16 protein-coding genes and 1 pseudogene are annotated in these 13,909 nt (G+C 31.9%); 9 read left to right on the plus strand and 8 right to left on the minus strand.

Annotated features, from left to right (window positions below; translation table 11 throughout):
• From HMPREF2897_RS04565 to HMPREF2897_RS04595, 7 genes and pseudogenes are all read right to left on the minus strand, one after another.
• Window positions 1-647 (minus strand): annotated as a pseudogene (locus HMPREF2897_RS04565) (glycosyl transferase family 1); the annotation flags it as partial.
• 370 nt (window positions 648-1,017) lie between these two features.
• Window positions 1,018-1,416: an arsenate reductase (thioredoxin) gene (arsC, locus tag HMPREF2897_RS04570; protein ID WP_002445750.1), complete on the minus strand. Its 399-nt coding sequence runs from the start codon at window positions 1,414-1,416 to the stop codon at window positions 1,018-1,020.
• A 16-nt stretch (window positions 1,417-1,432) separates the two neighbouring features.
• The gene (gene arsB, locus HMPREF2897_RS04575; RefSeq protein WP_070592744.1) at window positions 1,433-2,725 is read right to left on the minus strand and encodes an arsenite efflux transporter membrane subunit ArsB; all 1,293 of its coding nucleotides are present in this window, start codon (window positions 2,723-2,725) and stop codon (window positions 1,433-1,435) included.
• Window positions 2,722-3,039: an ArsR/SmtB family transcription factor gene (locus HMPREF2897_RS04580; RefSeq protein ID WP_070592745.1), complete on the minus strand. Its 318-nt coding sequence runs from the start codon at window positions 3,037-3,039 to the stop codon at window positions 2,722-2,724. Before HMPREF2897_RS04580 ends, arsB begins: the two co-directional genes overlap by 4 nt.
• A 143-nt stretch (window positions 3,040-3,182) precedes the next feature.
• Window positions 3,183-4,061, minus strand: coding sequence for a GTP cyclohydrolase FolE2 (gene folE2 / locus HMPREF2897_RS04585; protein WP_002445753.1), 879 nt, complete (start codon window positions 4,059-4,061; stop codon window positions 3,183-3,185).
• 13 nt (window positions 4,062-4,074) lie between these two features.
• The gene (bshB2, locus tag HMPREF2897_RS04590) at window positions 4,075-4,740 is read right to left on the minus strand and encodes a bacillithiol biosynthesis deacetylase BshB2 (RefSeq protein ID WP_002445754.1); all 666 of its coding nucleotides are present in this window, start codon (window positions 4,738-4,740) and stop codon (window positions 4,075-4,077) included.
• Between the two features lie 15 nt (window positions 4,741-4,755).
• A complete protein-coding gene (locus tag HMPREF2897_RS04595; RefSeq protein WP_002445755.1) occupies window positions 4,756-5,118 on the minus strand; it encodes a YojF family protein in 363 nt (120 codons plus the stop codon).
• A 284-nt stretch (window positions 5,119-5,402) separates the two neighbouring features.
• Here HMPREF2897_RS04595 and nagB point away from each other — a divergent pair, with 284 nt between their 5' ends.
• From nagB to HMPREF2897_RS04640, 9 genes are all read left to right on the plus strand, one after another.
• Window positions 5,403-6,134: a glucosamine-6-phosphate deaminase gene (nagB, locus tag HMPREF2897_RS04600; protein ID WP_002475564.1), complete on the plus strand. Its 732-nt coding sequence runs from the start codon at window positions 5,403-5,405 to the stop codon at window positions 6,132-6,134.
• A 121-nt stretch (window positions 6,135-6,255) separates the two neighbouring features.
• The gene (gene hxlA, locus HMPREF2897_RS04605; RefSeq protein ID WP_001832167.1) at window positions 6,256-6,888 is read left to right on the plus strand and encodes a 3-hexulose-6-phosphate synthase; all 633 of its coding nucleotides are present in this window, start codon (window positions 6,256-6,258) and stop codon (window positions 6,886-6,888) included.
• A gap of 1 nt (window position 6,889) precedes the next feature.
• On the plus strand, window positions 6,890-7,438 hold the full coding sequence (gene hxlB / locus HMPREF2897_RS04610; RefSeq protein ID WP_002475501.1) for a 6-phospho-3-hexuloisomerase: 549 nt from the start codon (window positions 6,890-6,892) through the stop codon (window positions 7,436-7,438).
• A 120-nt stretch (window positions 7,439-7,558) separates the two neighbouring features.
• Window positions 7,559-8,206 carry an HAD family hydrolase gene (locus HMPREF2897_RS04615; protein WP_002475566.1) on the plus strand — a complete coding sequence of 216 codons (648 nt, stop codon included), beginning with the start codon at window positions 7,559-7,561 and terminating at the stop codon, window positions 8,204-8,206.
• A 105-nt stretch (window positions 8,207-8,311) separates the two neighbouring features.
• A complete protein-coding gene (locus HMPREF2897_RS04620; protein WP_070592746.1) occupies window positions 8,312-9,685 on the plus strand; it encodes a long-chain fatty acid--CoA ligase in 1,374 nt (457 codons plus the stop codon).
• A gap of 2 nt (window positions 9,686-9,687) precedes the next feature.
• Window positions 9,688-10,836, plus strand: a complete 1,149-nt coding sequence (locus HMPREF2897_RS04625) for an acetyl-CoA C-acyltransferase (RefSeq protein WP_070592747.1) — start codon at window positions 9,688-9,690, stop codon at window positions 10,834-10,836.
• Entirely contained in the window at window positions 10,802-11,164 is a 363-nt protein-coding gene (locus HMPREF2897_RS04630; RefSeq protein ID WP_002475544.1) for a protein VraC, read from the plus strand. The genes HMPREF2897_RS04625 and HMPREF2897_RS04630 overlap by 35 nt, the downstream gene beginning before the upstream one ends.
• Window positions 11,165-11,167: 3 nt before the next feature.
• A complete protein-coding gene (locus HMPREF2897_RS04635; protein WP_002445761.1) occupies window positions 11,168-11,428 on the plus strand; it encodes a hypothetical protein in 261 nt (86 codons plus the stop codon).
• A 187-nt stretch (window positions 11,429-11,615) separates the two neighbouring features.
• The gene (locus HMPREF2897_RS04640; protein WP_046044345.1) at window positions 11,616-13,037 is read left to right on the plus strand and encodes an MFS transporter; all 1,422 of its coding nucleotides are present in this window, start codon (window positions 11,616-11,618) and stop codon (window positions 13,035-13,037) included.
• 292 nt (window positions 13,038-13,329) lie between these two features.
• Here the strand turns inward: HMPREF2897_RS04640 and vraX are convergent, their stop codons facing one another.
• Window positions 13,330-13,509 (minus strand): C1q-binding complement inhibitor VraX, encoded by a 180-nt coding sequence (vraX, locus tag HMPREF2897_RS04645; RefSeq protein ID WP_002445763.1) that lies wholly within the window; start codon window positions 13,507-13,509, stop codon window positions 13,330-13,332.
• Between the last annotated feature and the right edge of the window lie 400 nt (window positions 13,510-13,909).

Consider the following 13,909-nt stretch of genomic DNA (forward strand, 5'->3'; position numbering starts at 1 on the left):
TTTATTAAGTTCCCGTTTAAGGGGGTCAGTACCTCAGTTTCATTATTTAAAAAGTGCGTTTTACCTAAATGATTTAATATAATCTTTTTTGCCACATAGGGATGATTTGAATTAATATCATAATACTTTTCAATTTTCACTTTTCCTTCAGGAGAAAGATAGTACTCTGCTTGTATTTTTTGGTCCGTTGATAAAACTCTAACGCAACTTAAAAATCCACGTGTATCGTATAACTCTCTTTTTATTTTTCTTCTAGATGTATCAAAGTAATTAATATAATCAATTTTTTGATAAGCTTCATCAGCAAAATGCGCATACATTATAAATTGTTGTTGATCATAAATCCGGACGTCATTTGTCTCAGAAACAGGTTTTATAGTATAGCCACATTCATTTCTCCAGTAATGAATCCAATTTTTACTGAACACTGATGTTACGTTACTTGCTTCTTGAAAATAATCATACATGTTTATATAATCTTCGCTATTAATATATTGCGATGCTGTTTGAGTTAAATAGCGATTCCATGCTAGTAATAAGATTTTAGCTTGATAATGATATGCTTTAAATAGGTTTAATCGATTAATCATTGCTTTTTCTATACCAGCAGTTTTATGACCGATGTTATTACCTACAAAATAGTACATAATTTACCTCATATAGTTAAGTTTATTTTACAAACATTGTAACATAATAAAAATTTATAATATTAATAAAACTAATAAACATTTAAAAATAATTTATACGAAAATACATACTACTAACTATATTTACCTCTTTATAATCAAAAAATTTAAAATAACGAGTCACTTACAAACGAGCTTATAATAAAATTTATTGTGTGTGAATACAACTATTGTGATAGCACCCACAATAAACGATTTTAGTTGTTTATCATGATTACTCCACTTAGTATATTTCTGTTATTGTAGTTTCACTCATCAGTATGATAGCGAAGTATGTTGTTAAATTTGTTGAAAAGTATAAATAATAGTGAGTTTTAAGTTTTGAGTTAAGTTACACTCTATGAGCAAATGTTTCGATCGCTGCTTTAATCTCATCTCTTACACGTTGAAATTCTGACCAATCTTTACCAGCAGGATCATCAAATCCCCAATGTTCTTTAGTGACGTTTTTAGGTAAAACTGGACAGTTTGCATCTGCATCACTACACAATGTGACAACTATATCAGACGCTATTAAAATGTCATTGTTTATCAGGTCAGAAGTGTGATGTGAAATATCAATACCGACTTCTTTCATAGCTTTTATAGCATGCGGATTAACACCATGTGTTTCAATGCCAGCAGAATATACATTCCATTTATCACCTAATATTAATTTTCCAAAACCTTCAGCCATTTGACTGCGACAAGAATTACCAGTACAAATAAAATAAATAGTTTTCTTTTGCATAAAAAAATCTCCTAATTTAAAAGATAATAAGTGTTAGGTAAAGACCTAACAAAGTAAAGAATAATACAGGTATAGTAATTACAATACCCGTTTTAAAGTAAGTACCCCAAGAAATTTTAACTCCTTTTTGAACTAAAACATGTAACCATAATAATGTAACAAGAGATCCAATGGGTGTGATTTTTGGTCCTAAATCTGCTCCAATCACATTGGCATAAATCATTCCTTCTTTTATAGAACTTATAGCATGCGATTGATCGATGGCTATCGCATCAATAAGTACGGTAGGCATATTATTCATAATTGCTGAAAGAAATGCGGATACAAATCCCATGCCCATAATACTGCTAAAAAGTCCGTGCTGAGCTATTGATGATAAAATATCTGCTAAAATCAATGTCATCCCTACATTCTTTAAGCCAAAAATAACAAGATACATACCGATAGAAAATATTACGATATTCCACGGAGCCCCTTTGATCACTTGTTTCGTATGCACTACATTAGACTGACGCGCTAATAATATAAAAATCACAGCTATAGCTCCAGTGATAAATGATACAGGTATATGTATGAACTCACTCACTAAGTAACCTATAAGTAATAAAGCTAAAATAATCCATGAAATTTTAAATAATCGTGTGTCTCGTATAGCATCTTTAGGTTCAGAAATACTTGATATATCAAAAGTTTTAGGGATGGATTTTCTAAAGTAAAACCATAAAACTAAGATACTAGCTAATAGAGAAAATAAATTAGGTATAAACATACGCATTAAATATTCAACAAATTTAATACCAAAGTAATCTGCTGATACAATGTTAACTAAATTACTTACAACAAGTGGCAATGAGGTGGAATCTGCTATAAACCCACAAGCTATAATAAAAGGAAATACTAACTTATTATTGAAACCTAAATTTCTTATCATTGCTAAAACAATAGGCGTCAAAATTAAGGCTGCACCATCATTAGCAAAGAATGCTGCAATAAGCGCCCCTAATATCATGATATATATAAACATCTTTAATCCATGTCCATTAGATGCCTTAACCATATGAATAGCTGACCATTCAAAGAATCCTATCTCATCAAGAATCAATGATATAAGAATGACTGAGACAAAAGTTAGTGTAGCATTCCAAACAATTCCGATCACTTCTAATATATCTGTAAAATTTACTACACCCGTAATAATAACTAAAAGTGCTCCAATGATTGCTGAAATACCTATGTCTAACCCTTTAGGTTGCCAAATGATTAAGGTTAAAGTGATGAAAAATATTACAATTGCTAATACAGTAGTCATGAAATTTCACCTTTCTTTATAGTATGACAAATACATTGGTTATGAGTTGAATGAAGTAAATTTAATTGATTTGTCACTTGTTCAAATAAGCGGTGATTAAGTTCGTATATTTTTTTATTGCCAACTTTGTTTGCAAACACTAATTTGCAATCAACAAGTAACTTCATATGGTGGCTTAGTGTTGGTTGTGAAAAGTTAAAATGTATAAGTAAATCACACGCACACAATTCACCACAAGATAATAAATCTAAAATTTCTAATCTGCTAGGATTCGCAATGACTTTTAATATGTTAGATAATTGAATATATGACATAAAATGGCCTCCTATAACATAACATAGATTATCATCTATATAGATAAACGTCTATTCTATATTGGTATTTTAGTTAAAAAAACATGCCAGTTGTATCTTATAAAATAAAAATACAACTGGCATTGTAATTGAAAATCGATATTTTATTTGCGATATTTCAGGCGTGCGAAAGCATCATGCTGGTGGATAGACTCTTCATTACGACATTCAATATCGAACCCTTCAATCCAATCAAATTCAACTAAGTCTGCTGCAATTAGTCGAATTAAATCTTCAACAAATCGTGGGTTTTCATAAGCACGTTCTGTTACTCGTTTTTCATCAGGACGTTTTAAGATTGGATATAAGATAGAACTAGCGTTGGCTTCCATAGCGTCTAAAATTTTATTTTTATAATCATCGATGACATCATTATTTTTATCTAAATATGCTTTAACTGTAACGATACCACGTTGATTATGTGCAGAATATTCACTAATTTCTTTTGAGCAAGGACATAGTGTTGTTACTTTGGCTTGAATAGTTAATTCTTTGCGTGTAACGGTATGATTTTCAATAGCTAAACCATAAGTAACATCTGCATGACCTACAGCTTTAATATGTGTAACAGGACTATAACGATCAAAGAACCATTTACCTGACACATCAACACCTGCAGCATTTTGATTCATCTTATCTTGTAGCGTACGCAACAATTGATGTAGTGTGTTAAATTCAAGTTCAATGCCATTATCATAATGTTTTTCAACGCTTTCTAATATGCGACTCATATTAATGCCTTTTTCATTTTTATTTAAACTCGTTGAAAAACTAAATAAACCAGCTGTTTGATACTGATCAATTAAAACTGGATAAGTTAAATTTTTAATGCCTACTTCCTCTATTTCAAATAAGAAATTTTTGTGAGTGCTTTGTAAATCGGTCATTTCATTTTTAGTAGTTGGTTTCGTACCTTTGACAGGGTCAACAGAACCGAAATGTTTCCAACGACCCTCTCTAGTGGATAAGTCAAATTCTGTCATGTTTTACCTCCATTTAAGATTCAAAGTGATATGTCCAAAATGGCTCTATTTTTAAGAAACTTTGTGCTTGACCATCTATTTCGGGACTAGCAAGTTGTTTTAAAAATGGTCCTGTTTGTGAAGCATGCGCTTCGAAAGCTTTGAGTTTTATATCACTATATTGCGATATGTCATTTTGAATATCAGGTTCTCCAAGAATTTCCGGTGCATCATTGCTAAACGCTACAAGTGTAAGACGTGGGCGATCTGATACATGCATGCGCCCAACTGTACGTACTACAGCTTCTGCAGTTGCTTCGTGATCAGGGTGGACTGCAAATTTAGGATAGAACGAAATAATTAATGATGGATTTGTTTCGTCAATAAGTGATTGAATCATTTGATCCATTTGATCGTAAGGTTCAAATTCAACAGTTTTATCTCTTAACCCCATTTTCCTTAAATCTGTAATCCCAATTGCTTTGCATGCTTCTTCTAACTCACGTTCACGTATAAGTGGTAAAGATTCTCTTGTTGCAAAAGGAGGGTTACCTAGATTACGTCCCATTTGTCCTAGGGTGAGACATGCATATGTGACAGGAATACCTTTTTCAATGTAACTTGCGATAGTTCCAGCAGACGAAAAGGTTTCATCATCAGGATGAGGGAAAATCACAAGTACGTGTCTTTCATCAGTCATGATTAGCAACCTCCTTTATATAGTAAATGGCTGTTTACTTATTTCTATTGTAGCAGCCAATTGTCCTTCATAATTAAAACCTGCAATTAAAAATTCGTTGTTCTTATTAACTTCATAGTGCGTAAGTCCTTGCACGTAAACCCAGCCACCATCTTTTAATTTAAGACCTACACGATATGGATCTTTATCGCCGCCTTTAAGTTGTGCATGTTCAAAAGTCACGACAATATTTCTTAAAAATGTTCCAGCGTTAAATACACGTTGATCGAAATGATTTGCATAAGCACCATTTGTTGTTTCAACGTGTAGGTAAACAGGCTGATTTGCGTAAGAAGTTAATAAATCTAGCACTTCTTGTTCTTTAATTGGTTCCAACACGTTCACTCCCTTAAACTAAATAATATGTTACTGACGGACTACCGATAAACATATTATTTACCAGCAAACTCGTTTATCTATCTATTTTACTAGAAAGCTATGTATATTTGTACACGAATGCTCGATTTAATTAGGAAAAATTCAAGAAAAAACTTTGAATACTACGTATAGAGCGTTAATATGTTTAAAATCTTAAGCATTTGTTACATTATAAATTAAGAGATACAAAAGAGTAAGGCGTAAGTCATCACTCATTGCCATATTGAAATTAGAGGTGTTTGATATTGAAAATGATTAATTTAGATTCAAAAAAACTTGCGTCATTTTATGTAGCATGCGAGTTGTTTAAACAGATACAGCAGTACCCTCATACCAAACTCGGTTTAGCAACTGGTGGAACTATGACTGACGTATATCATTACTTAGTAAATTTATTAACCAAAAATAAAGCTGATGTGTCGCAGGTTGAAACATTTAATTTAGATGAATATGTAGGTTTAAAAGCAAGTCATCAGCAAAGTTACCATACCTATATGAATAAAGTGCTATTTGAGCAATATCCTCATTTTGCTAAAAATCACATTCATATTCCTGATGGCTATTCAGAAAATCTAGAAGCAGAAGCGGAACGATATAACAAATTATTAGATGAAAGAGGTCCGATTGATATTCAAATTTTAGGAATTGGAGAAAATGGTCACATTGGATTTAATGAACCAGGAACAGACTTCAATAGTGAAACACATGTGGTGAACTTAACAGAAAGCACTATAAAAGCAAATAGTCGATATTTTGACAATGAAGCGGATGTTCCTAGACAAGCAGTTTCAATGGGATTAGCAAGTATTTTAAAAGCTAAAAGGATTATACTACTTGCATTTGGTCCAAAGAAAAAAGAGGCCATAAGTAAACTGTTAAATGAACAGGTTACCGAAGATGTACCTGCGACCATTTTACACACACATCCTAATGTTGAAGTTTATGTAGATGATGATGCAGCACCAGATTGTTTATAATTATTTAGTAGTTTATATAGTAGTTTTTATATACAAAATATTTTATGTGTTTAATAAGTTTAGTGAAGGGTATAAAACTATAAGCAAAAGAGAATTTCTCAAAATGAAAGGATGAATTTCATTGGAACTACAATTAGCCATTGATTTATTAAATAAAGAAGAAGCAGCAAAATTAGCTCAAAAAGTTGAAGAATATGTAGATATTGTTGAAATCGGTACACCAATTGTAATTAACGAAGGCTTACCTGCAGTTCAACATTTAAATGAAAATATTAATAATGCTAAAGTATTAGCTGACTTGAAAATTATGGATGCAGCAGATTACGAAGTAAGCCAAGCAGTAAAATATGGTGCAGATATTGTTACAATTTTAGGTGTTGCTGAAGATGCTTCAATTAAAGCAGCAGTTGAAGAAGCGCATAAACATGGAAAAGCATTGCTTGTTGATATGATAGCAGTGCAAAACTTAGAGCAACGTGCTAAAGAACTAGATGAGATGGGTGCAGACTATATCGCAGTTCATACAGGTTACGACTTACAAGCAGAAGGAAAATCTCCATTAGATAGCTTGCGTACAGTTAAATCTGTTATCAAAAATTCTAAGGTTGCAGTAGCAGGTGGTATTAAACCAGATACTATCAAAGATATTGTTGCAGAAGATCCAGATTTAGTTATTGTTGGTGGCGGTATTGCGAATGCTGACGATCCTGTAGAAGCAGCAAAACAATGTCGAGCAGCTATTGAAGGTAAATAAGATGAGTGAATTTAATAATTATCGTCTTATTCTTGAAGAGTTAGATGCTACTTTATCCCAAGTAGATAATACAGAATACGAACGTTTTGCTAATGATGTTATAGGTGCAGATCGCATATTTACAGCTGGTAAAGGTCGTTCAGGTTTTGTTTCAAATAGTTTTGCAATGCGCTTAAATCAATTAGGTAAAAATGCCTACGTTGTAGGTGAGTCAACAACACCTTCAATTAAAGAACATGATTTGTTTATTATTATTTCAGGTTCAGGTTCTACAGAACATCTAAGATTATTAGCTGAAAAAGCACAATCTGTCGGTGCAAAAATTGTCTTATTAACTACAAATGCGGATTCGCCAATCGGTAATCTTGCAGAGACAGTTGTTGAATTGCCTGCAGGTACTAAACATGATGTTGAAGGTTCAAAGCAACCACTTGGTAGTTTATTTGAACAGGCCTCACTTATATTCTTAGATAGTATTGTATTACCTTTAATGGATGCATTTCACATTAGTGAAAAAGCAATGCAAGAGAATCATGCTAATTTAGAATAACTAAAATGAGAGATAAGCACTTTTGTCTATGATTAGACAAAGGTGCTTTTTAATATATGGTGCAACATTACTCCTTTAAGTGTATATTTATAATATAACTTAAACTATGAGGTGAACATCATGAATTTTGATAGTTATATTTTTGATTTTGATGGAACGCTAATTGATACAACAACGTGTCATGTTAAAGCTATACAAAGCGCTTTTAAAAGATTAAATTTAGATGAACCTACAGAACAAGCTATTTTACATACATATCATTTAAATTTATATAACAATTTTAAAGCGTTAGCTTCACACGAACTGTCTTTTTATCAAATAGAAAAATTAATAGATGAATACCATCGTTGTTTTAGCAACGATGAAATACATCAATCAAAAGAATATACCGGAATAAGTGAAGCATTACAGTTTTTACATAACCAAAAGAAAAAAATATTTGTACTATCTAATAAAGATACACTAACAACGCAAAGGTATTTAGATTATCTTGGATTAAGTCGTTTTATAACTGATTCATTAGGTGTCTGTATTAAAAATGAAGACAAACTTCTTTGTGAAACGATTCAAAATTTGATACAGAAACATCATTTAATGATAGGTAAAACTGTGTATATAGGGGACACAGCACAAGATATCAAGAGTGCGAATCAAGCTCATGTGCAAACATGTGCTGTCACATGGGGAGCGCAATCTGCACACGAATTGTTGTATGAAAATCCTCATTATGTTGTTAATAATCCAGAAGAATTTTTAACAATTTTATAATATTCTCAATGGTAGGATAATCATTCATGAGGAATTTTATCCTACTCTTTTTTTAAAACTATGAAGCAAGTATAATGTAAACATAATTATATAGAGTGTTTACAAATGGTGATGAAGATGAAAAAAATAATGGAATATTTACAGCATTATATTAATCAATACCCGCATCGATTAGCTTTAGTGTTTGAAGATCGACATCTAACGTATGGAGAATTAAGTAAAGAAATTTATCAGGCTAGTATGCGCTATAAAAAAGTAAAATTAAACGAAAAAGTAGGTCTAATGGATGACCATCCTGTAAATAATATTATTAACTATTTTGCGGTACATCAAAGAGGTGGAATTCCTTGCATTTTTAATCATCAATGGAGTAATGAAAGGATACATCAACTTGTAAAAAGTTATGACATACAATGGTTAATTAAAGATAATCATCTTACCTTAAATCATGATGACTCAATTTATAATGATGAGGTGATCCCACGTAATGTTATACATATAGGTTTCACGTCAGGAACTACAGGTTTACCCAAAGCGTTTTATAGAAATGAACATTCTTGGATAGTTTCTTTTAAGGAAAATGAGAAATTACTCCAGCATTGTGAAGAAACCATTGTAGCACCGGGTCCTTTATCACATTCACTTTCATTGTACGCATGTATTTATGCATTAAGTACTGGAAAAACATTTATAGGTCAAAAAAATTTTAATCCATTATCTCTTATGCGTCTTATTAATCAATTGAACAAAGCGACAGCAATATTTGTAGTGCCAACGATGGTACAACAACTTATTTCAACCCAACGACATTGTTCATCGATTAAAAGTATTTTGAGTAGTGGTGCTAAACTTACATTGCAACAGTTTCAACAAATCAGCACTTTATATCCACAAGCAAATTTAATAGAATTTTTTGGGACATCTGAAGCAAGTTTTATAAGCTACAATTTTAACCAATCATCTCCTGCTCATTCTGTAGGTAAACTTTTCCCTCATGTCGAAACGCGATTATTAAATCAAGATGATGATGCAGTAGGATTATTAGCTGTTAGAAGTGAAATGGTGTTTAGTGGTTATGTGGGACAGAGCAATCAAGAGGGGTCATGGATTAAAACAGGTGACTTCGCTTATATTAAAAATCAACATTTGTTTTTAGTAGGTAGAGAGAGTGACCGTATTATAGTTGGGGGAGTCAATGTATATCCAACAGCTATTGAAAGCTTAATTATGGATATTGAAGGCATTGATGAGGCGCTTGTCATCGGTATACCACATGCTAAATTTGGAGAAATAGCGATATTACTTTATTCAGGTAAAGTACAATTGAATTACCGACAAATTAAATCTTTTTTAATGAAACAGCTTTCAAGACAAGAAGTTCCATCAAAATTAAAGAAAATTGACCATATGATATACACAGAATCGGGAAAGATTGCTAGAAAAGAGATGAAAAATAAATTTATTAATGGAGAGTTATAAAAATGAAGCAACCTGTTATTATTGCAGCAAAACGTATAGCCTTCGGTAAGTATGGTGGCCGATTGAAGCATTTAGAACCTGAATCATTACTAGAACCTTTATTTAATCATTTTACAGATCAGTATCCAAAAGTAATGTCTCTTTTGGATGACGTCATTTTAGGTAATACGGTAGGTAATGGTGGTAATTTAGCTAGAAAATCATTACTCGAAGCAGGATTAGATTTTAAAATACCTGGTATAACAATTGATCGTCAATGTGGTTCAGGTCTTGAAGCTGTTATACAAGCTTGTAGGATGGTACAAAGTGGTGCTGGAACAATATATATTGCAGGTGGTGTTGAGAGTACTAGTAGAGCTCCTTGGAAAATCAAACGCCCGCAGTCAGTTTATGAATCTGAGTTTCCACAATTTTTTGAACGGGCGCCTTTTGCAAGAGAAGGAGAAGACCCTTCAATGATTGAAGCCGCTGAAAATGTAGCGAAAAAATATCACATCAGTAGAAATGAACAAGATGACTTTGCTTATCGCAGTCATCAGTTGGCATCAAAAAACATGAATAACGGTAATATTTCCCAAGAAATTTTACCGTTCAAAGTGAAAGGTGAATGTTTTAATCAAGATGAAAGTATTAAACCTCAACTCACTCTCAAAACACTTGGCAGACTTAAACCGCTTTTAAATGAAGGAACAGTCACAGCAGGAAACAGTTGTATGAAAAATGATGGTGCAGTATTACTGATTGTTATGGAAGAAAATCGGGCACGTCAATTAGGATTCACCGAAGGGATTAAGTTTGTAAATAGTGCTACTGTAGGTGTTCAACCTCAGTATTTAGGAGTGGGTCCAGTGCCAGCAGTAAATCAATTATTAGCTCGGGAACGATTAACTATAAATGATATAAATGCAGTAGAATTAAATGAAGCATTTAGCTCTCAAGTTATTGCTAGCCAACAACAACTTAACATACCTTTGAATAAGTTGAATTGTTGGGGTGGAGCAATTGCTACAGGGCATCCATATGGTGCAAGTGGAGCAGCGTTAGTCACACGTTTATTTTATATGAAACATCAATTTAGAACTGTAGCAACTATGGGAATAGGTGGAGGAATAGGAAATGCAGCTTTATTTGAAAGATGGTATGGAAATTAGAGAAGTTCAATTTACAAATGAAGAAGTTCAAAATTATTGTGAATTGCTTAATATAAAGTATGACCATTATGTTCCTACTCTTATGTGTGCCAAGTTATGGCCACAATTTGAGTTATTTCAATCTTTTTCAAAGAAGCCTATCATATTAAAAGAGACACACATTAAGACACAACAACAACTTCAGGTCGATTGTACCTATGAAGCGACATTGCATAAGGTTTCACAAAAATTAATTAAAAATATCATTAAATATACATATGGACTCGAAATAAATAAAGATAAAAAACATTGTATGTATATAAAACAAATATTTATCGAGGTAAGATAAATTATGAAATTTACAATAGAAATGGTGAATGAATATTTAACTATAGTTAATGATGAGAATCCGATCCATCGTTCCATTGTACCGGGACAACTCATATGTGAAAAAGTATTTTCTGAACTTAATGTGAATTGGATGAATTACAAAATTAAGTACTTAAAACCAATAAATATAGATGAGGAAGTACAATTTTTAATAAAAGAAAATGATGAAATTATAGTTTTTAAAACGTATGATGATATCAAACTAACAATTACTAGAAGTTGAAAAGGTTAAAGCTTGTAAGTTAAATTTTAGTAAATATTTAACTAATAATAATTATTTCATCTCTAAACAATGAATTCTGAAAAATGAATAAAAATTAATTTTCAAAAAAATGTATTTTTAATAAGTTTGACATTTAAACTGAACACTCTATAATTACTTACCATATTCATAGAAGGAGTGTTTTGTTTTGGAGTTTGATAAAAACCAAATTACAATGGTTGACGGTAATAATGCCAAAAAAACAGTTATTGCCACTGGAATAGGTAACGCTATGGAGTGGTTTGATTTTGGTTTATACTCATATTTAGCAGTAATAATAAGTAAAAACTTTTTTAGTCAAGTTGATAATGATCAACTAAAGTTAGTTTTTACATTTGCTACATTTGCTATAGCATTTTTATTACGCCCTATAGGTGGTATTGTTTTTGGTATCATTGGAGATAAATACGGTCGTAAAATAGTATTAACTACAACAATCATATTAATGGCCTTTTCCACGCTATTAATAGGCGTTTTGCCTACATATAATGAAATAGGAGTATGGGCGCCAATATTATTACTTTTAGCTAGAGTCCTACAAGGATTTTCTACTGGAGGAGAATATGCAGGAGCAATGGTTTATGTTGCTGAGTCATCACCAGATAGAAAAAGAAATTCTCTTGGTTGTGGACTGGAAATTGGAACATTATCAGGATATATAGCTGCGTCAATTTTAGTATTTGTTTTAAATATCTCTTTAACTGAAACACAACTGAATTCATGGGGATGGAGAATTCCTTTTTTATTGGGAATGTTCCTAGGTCTTTTTGGATTATATTTGCGTCGTAAATTAGAGGAATCACCAATATATGAAAACGAACAAAGGGAATTACAAAAGCATCCCACAAGAGAGCCTATCGGGGTATTTACTTTAATTAGATTTTACTATAAAGATATTATAGTATGTTTTGTTGCAGTAGCATTCTTTAATGTTACTAATTACATGGTTACTGCTTATCTGCCATCATATTTAGAAGGTGTAATTAAATTAAATGGAACAACTACTAGTATCATGATTACTTGTATTATGGTTATAATGATTCCATTGGCACTAATGTTTGGACGTATAGCCGATAGAATTGGGGAGAAAAAAGTATTTCTTATCGGTTTAGGTGGATTAATATTATTAAGTGTTGTGGCTTTCTCATTGATGCAATTACAATCGTTATTCTTTGTATCAATAGGTGTATTAATACTAGGTTTCTTTTTATCAACTTACGAAGCAACGATGCCTGGTTCACTTCCAACGATGTTTTATACACATGTACGTTATCGTGCCTTAGCTATTACTTTTAATGTTTCTGTTTCTTTACTTGGAGGTACTACGCCATTGATAGCATCATATTTAGTTAGTACTACTAATAATCCATTAACACCAGCATATTATTTAACAGTAATAAGTATAATAGGTTTCATAGTCATAGCATTATTGCACAAAAGTACCGCAAGTAAGTCATTAAAAGGATCTTACCCTAATGTTGATAATGAAAAGGATAGAGAGTATTATGAAAAAAATCCTGAACAGGCATTATGGTGGTTAAAGGAAAGACAGGAAAAAGAAAAATTTTAATGTTTTAGTTTTAAAATTTATAAATCGTTGAACGATTATTTGTCCATATAAAAACGCTAATGTTAGCAATGCTCAAAGGTTCTCTCCGAGCTACAAAAGGGGACAAGTTTTGGCTAACATTAGCGTTTCTCACTTGTTAGGGTGAGTGTTAATTTAGGGATGATAGAATGTCTTTAAAGCTAAACGTATTAAGGGACTAAATGCTTTAAAACTCATTTTATTTGGGTCTGGAAAGACAAAAGTGCTAATTCTCAATTAGGTTTGATGCAATGTCTAGATGTCTAGAATAACGTTAACGATATGAGTAACTTGTCGGCATGTTGTCAACGTCATTCTCTAGTAGAGAGAGCAATTGATAGATTTCATACTTATTAAAAGTTTCATCACATTTTATAGTAATTGTCTTGAAAGTTTTAGTTATGATTTCATAAACGGGTGTTCCATTTTCTATATTTCTTCTGTAGATAATCATGTTGTTTATACCTCCCTTGCCTCTCTACACTTTAAATAATAAAGGATAAACCATAAGAAATCATGGGTCTGTAGTATCAAATTTACATACGACGATAAACTGATTACTTTCTAAGACTTTATATGTATACAATGTTTATTACGGTTTGAAAGGAAAGAGAAGAGAGGCTGGGACATAATTCCTAGCAAAATAGCCAGTAAATGAGTTTTCATAAATTCATTTACTGGCTTCTTTATTTACAATACTTCGTATTGTTGGCTCGCTTTCTTAGGGGACAGCTTCAGCCTGTAGTCTTCAGCTTGTCCTGTTCCCTCAAGAGTCTCGCCAAAATACTTTGTATTTATATGAAATTTTACATTAAAATACTTTAAAAAATAAGGCCCTTTCGTATAATTTAATA

The sequence above is a fragment of the Staphylococcus sp. HMSC065D05 genome, from assembly GCF_001813195.1.
Taxonomy (GTDB): domain Bacteria; phylum Bacillota; class Bacilli; order Staphylococcales; family Staphylococcaceae; genus Staphylococcus; species Staphylococcus epidermidis.